The following is a 9,318-nucleotide window of genomic DNA, read 5'->3' as shown; positions in this document are numbered from 1 at the left end:
GCAGATCACCGTGCAGATCGCCGGCCACGAACACCTCGCCCACGACCCGCTCACCCCGCAAGCGCAGGAGATCCTTCACGCCCTCGGCATCGACCCGAACTGACACACCCCGGTGGCACGATCCAGGCCGAAGCTCGCGCTGTTCGGCCGGGGTGGGGAGGTGAGGGACGCTATCGAGGACCTCCGTGAGGCTGACGTCTCTGCGGCGGGTGTCGACCTGGACGAATAGCTTCGGGGTTTTGAGCTTGATGTTGGCTCCGAGCCGGAGGTCGTGGACGCGCAACTGCTCGGCGAGGTCAAGCAGCAAGTCGACGGCCCGGGGCCGAAGGTCCGTGCTGATCGGGTCGAGAATCGAGGACTTCTCCAGCGCACTGCGAAGAGCGCCGATATTCGTTGTGACCGTTCGTGCAGTCGTCCGGATTCGATCCCAATCTGACGTCTCCTCGGCCGAGCCGGTGCTGAGCACGATCACGATGTCGCCGGCGCTTCGTCCTGTGAACCGAAGCTCGTGCCCGGCCGGCACCAGATGATGAACGCGACAGGCGTGCAGCAGACGGCGGTAATGGGCGCGCGTCGAGTCCTCGGGATCCGCAACCGTGACCTTTCCGGACTCCTGCAGCCGCTGGATCAGATCCTTGGCTTGAGTCAAGGTCTCTGCGGCACCGTCGCCAAGGTTCAGAGGCGCTGCTTTGGAGGAGGAGCCAGACCCACCCGCTCGCATCGCGCGGCGTGGCCGCACCATGCCATCGGGATAAGTGCCGTGCTCGAGGTAGTGGGTGCCGGCCTCGGTGATCTCGGCAGTCCAGGTCGCAGCGTGCCCCTTGACCGTGATCAGGCCCCGGCTCTTGAGCGCTCCTGCGCTGACCTTGTACGAGAAGTCATCCTTCGGCCATCTGCCCTCCGGACGGCCGTCGGCGATCCACTTCAGGACTTCGAGCTGGCGCTCATTCACCCGTCGATCCACGACAGCACCGTATGCGGCAATGCCGACACATCGGCAGGGGCCTCTCGGCTCATCGCACAGACCGCAGCCGCTTCGCCACGGCTTGACGCGTCACTCCGAACTCACCGCCGATCGCGCGGTAGGTCCAGCCCTCTGCTCGCAGCTTTGCCATCTTCTCCACATCCCGAGCCGTGATGCTTGAGAGCGGACGAATCTCGACGTCGTGCGCCTTGAGCCAGGCGAGGACGGTGTTCTCCGCGACGCCGTACTTGCGCGCGAGGGAAGAGGAGCCCATACCTGCGAGGTAGTCCGCTTTGAGCTCGTCCTCACGACCGAGCAGCACCTGGCGAACGCGGGACACCCCTGTCAGCTGCGGGGTCTTCCACGGCTCAAGACGGGCATCCCGAATCGCGCGCCCACGGAGGGACCGCACATCCACCCCTGTGAACGGGAAGTTGGAATACCGTCCCAACACCTCCGCCGGATGGAAACGGCCTCTGACACTGCGGCGACGCGGGTCAGGGGCCGTTTCGACTCTGCCCGTACGCCAGATCTTGGCCTGCGCCCTCGTCTCGGAGAATGGCTGGCGCGGCGTCCGATCGGACCCGGTGGTGGTGTGGTGACGACGGCGAAGACCAAGAAGACGCAGCCGGAGCTGGTCAACGCCAGGCGTTACCAGCAGCGACGTGGGGAGGGTGGCGCCGCATCCCCTCACCACAGGGCGCGGGCGATCTCGACCGCCGCGAGGGCGACGGCGAGCAGGCCACCGAGGATCAGTGGCCTGACCGGGCTCGGCGCCTCGGGGCGGCCGAGGAAGGCGGCGGCGAGGCGCCGGTGGGCGGCGGTACGAGCCTCGATCAGCGGATCCACGGCAACAGATCCAGGACACCGGTCGTCAACACCAGGAGCGGCGGCAGCGCGACCAGGCAGCCCGTCTCCGCGCGGGCGAGCAGCCAGGAGCGCCGCGGCTCGGGGAGCGGCGGGGCCAGCAGTAGGACGCCGGCCAGCACGATCGCGCCGATGACCGCCGGCCGCCACCCGGGGTAGCAGAGCAGCGCCGAGACGGCAGCGACCGCGGTGGCGAGCGCCGCAGTCGCCAGAGCGGTCAGGATCTCGGCGCGAGCGCGGTGATGGCGCACCCGCACCGCCACCAGCAGCGCGCACGTTGCGCCGACGGCGGGCGCGACCGCAGCGAGCGCGACGACGAGGAGACCGGCGCCGACCGACAGCACGAGCAGCAGCTCGCGGGCCCGGGCGGCGTCCCGGGCGAGCCGGTCGACGTCGACCGGAACGTCCTCCTGGTCCAGCCCGGCCGTCAGCAGCCGGGGCAGCCCACCCGGCGTCACCGCGGCCACCACCAACAGCGCTGCCAATGTCGGTCTCGCCGGCACGTGCGGCAGGAGTCCGCCGACCGCCATCGTCACAACTGCCGCCATCAGCGGTGGCAGCAGCCAGAGCCGGGCGCGGTCGAGGACGGCGAACAGCACTCCGCCTACCGCCAGCGCCGCGCCGCCAGCGCTCGCCCAGCCGGACGCCGGACTCGGCGCGAGCAGCCAGCCGGCGACCGCCGCCGAGAGGGTGGTCGCCCAGCCGATCACGACGGCCGCCGCCGGCGTACGACGTGCCAGCGCGACGGTCCCGGCCGCTCCGGCGAGCGCGGCCGCCAGCGCAGGTCGCGGGGACCCGGCGAGCGCGAGGCCGGCGCAGCCGAGCGCCAGCAGCAACGCCACGGCGGCGAGCCGGGCCGCCGCGGTCCAATCAGAGAGCCACGGTGGGACCGCCTCGACGACCGGGACCAGCGCCTCGACGACATCGTCGTGGACGGGCGCCGGCGACTCGGCGGCAAGCACCAGCACCGATCCGTCGGGCACCTGCTCGCTCAGCCCGGTGTCCTCGGAGAGGACCGAGCCGTCGAGCCTGGCCAGTCGCAGCCCGACGTACGACGTCATGGCGAGCGTGCTGGCGAGGCCCGGGAGCAGCTCGGCGACCGGCACGGCAGGCGGGACGGCGAGGTCGACCCGGCGGGCGCCGGCGACCACGCTGACCCGCACCACCTGCCCAGCCTGGATCCGCGGCGCGACGCCGTCGCGAGCAGGTGCTCTCGCCACGGATCCAGGCTCGAGGCTCACCGGAAGGCCCTCGCCCCCGCCACGTCGGCGGCCTGATAGGCATGGTTGGCCTCGACGACGCCGCTGCTCAGCGAGGCGAGCACGTGCTGCATCTGTCGCTGCGCCGTCTCCCAGACCGCCTTGGCCTCGAAGTAGGCCTGCTGGGCCTGGCCGTACCAGTCAGTGTGCAGCGAGGCGAGCTCACCGGCGAGTTGGTCGATGCGCTCCCGCGAGGCCTGCACCGCCCGGGCGAGATCCCCGGCGGCATGGGAGAGGGCGACATGGTCGACGGTGATGACGTCACTCATCGTCGACCTCCCCGGAATGCGGCCGAGACGGCCTCGTCGTTGTCGACGTTGAGCCGCTCGACGGCCATGAGCTGGTCGCTGAACCACTGCAGCTTCGCGGTCACACTGGCCTGCGCGTCGGCCCATTCGGCGTAGGCCGTGCGGAAGCCGCGCGCGCCGGCGCCGGACCACTGCGCGGAGCCGAGGGCGACCCTGCCCGACAGGGTGGTGAGCAGGCCGTCGAGATCGGCCTTCGCGTCGAGGGCCAGGCCGGCGGCGCGGTCGAGGGCGCCGACGACCTGACCGGTCGTGGATGAGGTCATGAGGAGTCTCCTTCTCCCGGATGAGGGTGCCCGATGCATCCCTCGGTTAGTGCGATGCCCGGTGAGCCGGCCTCGAAACCGGGGTCGCGAGTTATCCACAGGAGGATTTTCGGCAACACGAATTGTCGGCGCCTGGGCCTAGCGTGTTGGGCATGGAGCTACGACCACCACCCACGCTCGAGCACGCCGATGCCGGCGGCTCGCTGGTCAACCTGCTGCCCGTACTCGGCAGCCTGGGCTCGATCGGGCTGGTGGCGTCAATGGTCGGCACCGGGCCGCGGCAGCTCCTCGCGATGGCTGTCTTCGTGCTGGCGAGCGTGGCCTATGTGGTCGCCCAGCTCGATCGGCAACGGCGGCTGCGGGCCCGAGCTGCGAGGGCGGCCCGCACGGACTATCTGGCCTATCTCGCCACCGCCCGCGAGGAGGTACGACGCCTGGCGGCCGGCCAACGAGAGTCGGCGCTCGCCCGGCACCCTCCCCCGGCGGCGCTGCCGGCGCTGGCGGAGACCGGCGCGCTGCCACGAGCCGGCCCGGTGGTCCGCTATGGCGTCGCGGCCGCGCCGCTCGCGACCGAGCTGGTGGTGCCGGAGGCGACCGCGCTGGCCGACCCGTTCTGCCTGGCCGCGGTGCGCCGACTGGTCGACGCGCACGCCAGGCTCGACCTGCCGGCGACGCTGAGCCTCGACTCGGCCCGGGTCCTGACCGCCCCGGCCGGGGTGGCTCGAGCCCTCGTCTGCGCGGTGGCGGCCGAGACCTTCGTGGTCGTGTTGGCCGCCCCAGCCCGGCAGCCCGAGTGGGAGTGGGCGAAGTGGCTGCCCCATCGCGCCTTCTCACTACGGCCGGCGACCACGGGGCGACCGCCGACCGCCGACCGGCTGCTGGTGGTCGCCGACGGCGTCTCACCGCCCGACATCGACGCTCCGGTCATCGTGGTCGGCGACCGCCTGAGCCGCGACGGCGAGCCGCTTCCCGGCACGCCCGACGACTGCCCCGTCGCGGTCGCCGAGGCGCTGGCACGGCGGCTGACGAGGGCCGTCGCGTCCGGCGACTCGATTCAGCCCGAGCCCGACTGGTCCCCACGACCACCCGGCGACCGGCTGCGGGTGCCGATCGGCCGCGTCGAGGACGGCGGGCCGGTGGCGCTCGACCTGAAGGAGCCGGCGCTCGGCGGGGTCGGCCCTCACGGCCTGGTGGTCGGCGCGACCGGCTCCGGCAAGTCCGAGCTGCTGCGCACGCTGGTGTCCCGACTCGCCCTGACCCACGCCCCGGCCGAGCTGTCGCTGGTGCTGGTGGACTTCAAGGGCGGTGCCGCCTTCGACGGCCTGGCGGCGCTGCCGCACGTCTCGGCGCTGGTCACCAACCTGGAGGGCGAGCAGGCGCTGGTGGCGCGGATGGAGGACGCGCTGGCCGGTGAGCTGGTGCGCCGTCAGGAGGTGCTGCGGGCGACGGGCGCCACCTCGGCGACGGGCCGGCTGCCCGCCCTGCTGGTGGTGGTCGACGAGTTCTCCGAGCTGCTTGCCGCGCGGCCGGAGTTGGCTGAGCTGTTCGCCTCCATCGGCAGGGTCGGCCGCTCGCTGGGGGTGCACCTGCTGCTCGCCACCCAGCGGCTCGACGAGGGGCGGCTGCGGGGCCTGGAGTCCCAGCTGTCCTACCGGATCTGTCTGCGCACGTTCAGCGCCCAGGAGTCCCGAGCGGTGCTTGGCAGCGCTGCGGCGTTCGAGCTGCCCTCGGTGCCGGGCGTGGGGTTTCTGGCGGTCGGGCCCGGTGAGCCGGTCCCATTCCGCGCCGACTATGCCGATGGACCGGTCGCCAGGCCCCCCACCGTAGAACGGGTGACGCCGCTCGTCGCCACAGATCCGGTCGTTGATCCGGCGACGGAGACCGACTCGTTCCTGCAGATGGCGATGACCCGGCTGGCCTCGCTCGGGCCGCGAGCCCACCAGATCTGGCTGCCGCCGCTGGCCGAGCCGCCGCGTCTCGAGGAGTTGCTTGCCTCGACCACGGCAGCAGGAGACGAGGCACCGGAGCCGCACGAGACACCGGGTGGCCTGCCGATCGGCGTCATCGACCGACCCCGCCAGCAGCGTCGCGACCCGCTGGTGGTCGACCCGTTCGACGGCCATCTGGTCGTGGTCGGCGGGCCCGGCAGCGGCAAGACCACGCTGCTGCAGACGCTCATCGGCGCGGTGGCGCTGACCAGGCCGCCCGAGCGGGCCCGGATCTACCTGCTCGGCGACCCGCCGACAGAGGGGCTGACGGACCTGCCCCATCTCGTCGCGGTCGCGGGCCGTGAGGAGCCGGACCTGGCCGAGCGGATCGTGGCCGAGGCGAGCAGGCTGATCGACAGCGCCGCGGAGCCGGCCGACACGCTGCTGGTCGTCGACGACTGGGGGAGGCTGCGCGAAGAGCGCCCCGACCTCGCCGAGCAGCTGGTCCGGATCGCCGGCCGCGGCCCCGCTCGCGGCGTCCACCTGGCGGTCTCGGCGAGTCGGTGGGCCGACCTGCGCGGCCCGCTGCGGGACCTGCTCGGCACTCGGCTCGAGCTCCGACTGACCGATCCGCTCGACTCCGAGCTCGACCGGCGTGCCGCCGCCGCGATCCCGCGTCGATCCGGGCGCGGCATCACCCCCGACGGAGAGCACTTCCTCGCTGCGCCGCCACCCGACGATCTCCTCGCACAAGCGAGAGCCGCCTGGCCGGGCCGGCAGGTGCCGCGGCTGCGACGACTGCCGGCGCTGGTTCGCCTCGACGACCTGCCGCAGGGCCGCCGACCGGTGATCGGACTGGCCGAGCGCGACCACCGGCCGGTCTGCCTCGACGGCGACCACCTCCTGGTGCTGGGCGATCCCGGCTCGGGTCGCACCACGCTGCTGCGCACCCTGCTCCGACAGCTCGACGGCGAGCGGGTCGTCGTCATCGACCCACGCCGCACCCTGCCCGGCGACGTTGCGAGGCACCACCTCCACGCCACCGACGTGCACACCGCCGAGGCGGCGGTCCGTGCCGTGGTCGACCTCGGCGAGCTCGGCCGGCACGGCCCGGGTAGGCACCAAGGCAGCGAGGACAGGGCCAGCGAGGACAGGGCCAGCCGGTCCGGGATCCACAAGCCCGGCGCTGACACCTGGGTGCTGGCCGACGACCTCGACCTCGTGCCCGCCCTGCTCCAGCCGCTGGTGCCGCTGCTGGGCCGGGGCCGCGATCTCGGCCTCCACCTCGTCGTCACGCGGCGGGTCGGTGGCCTCGGCCGAATGCTCTACGACCCGGTGATCGGCACGCTCCGCGAGCTGCTGACCCCGATCGTGCTGCTTTCGGGCAGCCCGGAGGAGGGCCCGGTGCTGGCCGACGTACGGCCGCGACCGCTGCCGCCAGGGCGTGGCCGGCTGGTCGACGCCGGCGGCGTGAGGGACACCATTCAGATAGCGGTCGGGTAGGTGGTTCCTTTTAACGATCCAACCTGTATTGTCTACCAAGTCACTACACAAAGGGATTCGTGGAACAAAGCCGTAACCTCAGGTCAACCTCCCGGCGACTTGGAACGTGCAAACTGATTCCACCAAGCACTACCCCGACTACGTTCAGGAGGCCGAGATGGAGAACCCCACCACGACCACCCGGGACGCCGAGCTGGACCGCATCGCTATGCAGCGCACCAGCCTCAAGTCTCGGCACGCCAACGCACTGGCCAAGCTCATGGAAGAGCGCGAGGACCTGCGCGGCGTTCACGTGTTCGCCGACCTCGTCGACGACTCGCTGCGCTGGTCGGCCTGATCCGATCAGAGCTCGACAACTGGTGGCGTTCCACGCTTCGTAGGCCGATGCCGCGACCGGACGCCACCAGTTGTCGAGGTCGTCAGCGTCGAGACCGGCCCGGGAGGCCGGGTCAGCGGCGCTTGAACATCCCCCGCACGATCTCGCGGGCAGCGGTGTTCATGGCCTGCTTGAAGGCCGACGACTTCACGACCTTCTCGATCGCGCTGTCCTCCTCCTTCTTGGGCCGCGGCTTGGCGGTCTTCTCTGCCCGGGCCTCGACCTTGGCCTTCTTGGCCTCGAGCTTCTGCTCGGCCTCGGCCTTCGCCAGGTCCTGCGCCGCCTTCATCTTGGCGGCGAGCGCCTCGGCGGCGGACTCGGAGTCGACGGCCGTCGCATAGGTGGCGTACTTCGGGCTCGCCTTGACCGTCGCCTCCATCTCGGCGGCCGGCGTCGGCCCCATCAACGACTCCGGTGCCCGCAGCCGCGTCCACGCCACCGGCGTCGGGGCGCCGCGCTCGTTCATCACCGTCACGATCGCCTCGCCGATGCCGAGCGTGGTGATCACGGCGCCGAGGTCGTCGTAGGAGGAGGTGGGATAGGTGTTGACCGTCAGCTTCAGCGCCTTGGCGTCGTTGGGGGTGTTGACCCGCAGCTGGTGCTGGACCCGAGAGCCGAGCTGCGCGAGGACGTCGGTCGGGACGTCGGTCGGCGACTGCGTCACGAAGAAGACGCCCACGCCCTTGGACCTGATCAGCCGGACCGTCTGGGTGATCTTGTCCAGGAACGCCTTCGACGCGTTGCTGAACAGCAGGTGGGCCTCATCGAAGAAGAAGACCAGCTTGGGCTTGTCGGCGTCGCCCACCTCGGGGAGGGCGCGGAAGAGAGCGTCGAGGAGGTACATCAGGAAGGTCGAGAAGATCACCGGTCGGTCCTGCAGGTTGGGCAGCTCCAGCAGCGAGATGACGCCGAGGTCGCCCTTGGTGGCGAGGAACTCCGTGACGTCGAACTCCGGCTCGCCGAAGAACTCGTCGGCACCCTGGTCCTCGAAGGCGATCAGGCTGCGCAGGATCACCCCGGCGGTGGCCGAGGAGAGACCGCCGAGCCCGGAGAGATCGCCCTTGCCCTCGTCGCTGACCAGCCATTGCAGTACGGCGCGCAGGTCGGCCAGGTTGAGCAGCTTGAGGCCGGCCTGCTCGGCGTAGTGGAAGACTAGGCCGAGAGAGGACTCCTGGGTGTCGTTGAGGCCGAGCACCTTGGCGAGCAGCGTCGACCCGAAGGACTCGATGGTGACCCGGACCGGGATGCCGACGCCCTGGCCGCCCAATGCGTAGTACTCGACCGGGAAGGACTTCGCCTCCCACTCCTGGCCGACCGACTTGGTCCGCGCGACCAGCTTCTCGCTGCTCTCGCCGGCGCTGGCCAGGCCGGAGAGGTCGCCCTTGATGTCGGCGGCGAAGACCGAGACGCCGGCGGAGGAGAGCTGCTCGGCCATCAGCTGCAGCGTCTTGGTCTTGCCGGTGCCGGTGGCGCCGGCGACGAGGCCGTGCCGGTTGAGCATGCTGATCGGGATCTTGACGTGGACGTCGGTCAGCGTGTCGGCGTCGACCATCAGCCCGCCGAGCTCCAGCGCGACGCCCTCGAACGCGTAGCCGGGTCGGATCGCGGCGACGATCGGCGAGTCGACCGCCGCGGCGGCCTGGGCCGGCTCGGCAGCGGGCGGAGCAGACGCCGGCTCAGCAGCCTCCGACGCAGGAGACTCGGCGGGCTCGGAAGTGGCCGGAGTATCGGTCATACGCAGAGCCTAGTAGCGTGTCGCCTCTAATTTGATGGGTATGTGTGTTCGGCTGTTCTGGTCGATACTGGACCGGAAGGAGTTGAGGACATGCCTCGTCCCAAGGAGTTCGTGG

The 9,318-nt window shown here is 71.2% G+C and carries 8 protein-coding genes and 1 pseudogene; 2 read left to right on the top strand and 7 right to left on the bottom strand.

Going from position 1 to position 9,318, the window contains the following annotated elements:
* The 6 genes and pseudogenes from QM595_RS11960 to QM595_RS11935 all read right to left on the bottom strand — a co-directional run.
* A pseudogene (locus tag QM595_RS11960) lies at positions 1-952 on the bottom strand (hypothetical protein); the annotation flags it as partial.
* Positions 953-1,013: 61 nt separating this feature from the next.
* On the bottom strand, positions 1,014-1,286 hold the full coding sequence (locus QM595_RS11955; RefSeq protein WP_415171782.1) for a hypothetical protein: 273 nt from the start codon (positions 1,284-1,286) through the stop codon (positions 1,014-1,016).
* A 368-nt stretch (positions 1,287-1,654) separates the two neighbouring features.
* The gene (locus tag QM595_RS11950; protein ID WP_415171781.1) at positions 1,655-1,813 is read right to left on the bottom strand and encodes a hypothetical protein; all 159 of its coding nucleotides are present in this window, start codon (positions 1,811-1,813) and stop codon (positions 1,655-1,657) included.
* The gene (locus QM595_RS11945; RefSeq protein ID WP_415171780.1) at positions 1,801-3,051 is read right to left on the bottom strand and encodes an EsaB/YukD family protein; all 1,251 of its coding nucleotides are present in this window, start codon (positions 3,049-3,051) and stop codon (positions 1,801-1,803) included. The genes QM595_RS11950 and QM595_RS11945 overlap by 13 nt, the downstream gene beginning before the upstream one ends.
* A 17-nt stretch (positions 3,052-3,068) precedes the next feature.
* A complete protein-coding gene (locus QM595_RS11940; protein WP_415171779.1) occupies positions 3,069-3,359 on the bottom strand; it encodes a WXG100 family type VII secretion target in 291 nt (96 codons plus the stop codon).
* Positions 3,356-3,661 (bottom strand): WXG100 family type VII secretion target, encoded by a 306-nt coding sequence (locus QM595_RS11935; protein WP_415171778.1) that lies wholly within the window; start codon positions 3,659-3,661, stop codon positions 3,356-3,358. Before QM595_RS11935 ends, QM595_RS11940 begins: the two co-directional genes overlap by 4 nt.
* 152 nt (positions 3,662-3,813) lie before the next feature.
* Here QM595_RS11935 and QM595_RS11930 point away from each other — a divergent pair, with 152 nt between their 5' ends.
* Both QM595_RS11930 and QM595_RS11925 read left to right on the top strand, forming a co-directional pair.
* Positions 3,814-7,092, top strand: a complete 3,279-nt coding sequence (locus QM595_RS11930) for an FtsK/SpoIIIE domain-containing protein (RefSeq protein ID WP_415171777.1) — start codon at positions 3,814-3,816, stop codon at positions 7,090-7,092.
* 106 nt (positions 7,093-7,198) lie between these two features.
* Positions 7,199-7,429 carry a hypothetical protein gene (locus tag QM595_RS11925; RefSeq protein WP_415171776.1) on the top strand — a complete coding sequence of 77 codons (231 nt, stop codon included), beginning with the start codon at positions 7,199-7,201 and terminating at the stop codon, positions 7,427-7,429.
* Positions 7,430-7,541: 112 nt separating this feature from the next.
* Here QM595_RS11925 and QM595_RS11920 read toward each other — a convergent pair whose 3' ends face one another.
* Positions 7,542-9,203 (bottom strand): helicase HerA-like domain-containing protein, encoded by a 1,662-nt coding sequence (locus QM595_RS11920; RefSeq protein ID WP_415171775.1) that lies wholly within the window; start codon positions 9,201-9,203, stop codon positions 7,542-7,544.
* Positions 9,204-9,318: the final 115 nt, after the last annotated feature.

Origin of the sequence: Nocardioides sp. (genome assembly GCF_047607185.1) — a bacterium.
In the GTDB taxonomy this organism is placed as follows: Bacteria; Actinomycetota; Actinomycetes; order Propionibacteriales; family Nocardioidaceae; genus Nocardioides.
Note: the sequence above shows the minus strand (reverse complement) of the source record. Positions and strands in the feature narration are given on the sequence as shown.

What these genes read in the sequence shown, in the direction of transcription:
- QM595_RS11930 (WP_415171777.1), top strand. Translation starts at nt 3,814, where the DNA reads ATGGAGCTACGACCACCACCCACGCTCGAGCACGCCGATGCCGGCGGC.
- QM595_RS11940 (WP_415171779.1), bottom strand. Translation starts at nt 3,359, where the DNA reads ATGAGTGACGTCATCACCGTCGACCATGTCGCCCTCTCCCATGCCGCC.
- QM595_RS11935 (WP_415171778.1), bottom strand. Translation starts at nt 3,661, where the DNA reads ATGACCTCATCCACGACCGGTCAGGTCGTCGGCGCCCTCGACCGCGCC.
- QM595_RS11920 (WP_415171775.1), bottom strand. Translation starts at nt 9,203, where the DNA reads ATGACCGATACTCCGGCCACTTCCGAGCCCGCCGAGTCTCCTGCGTCG.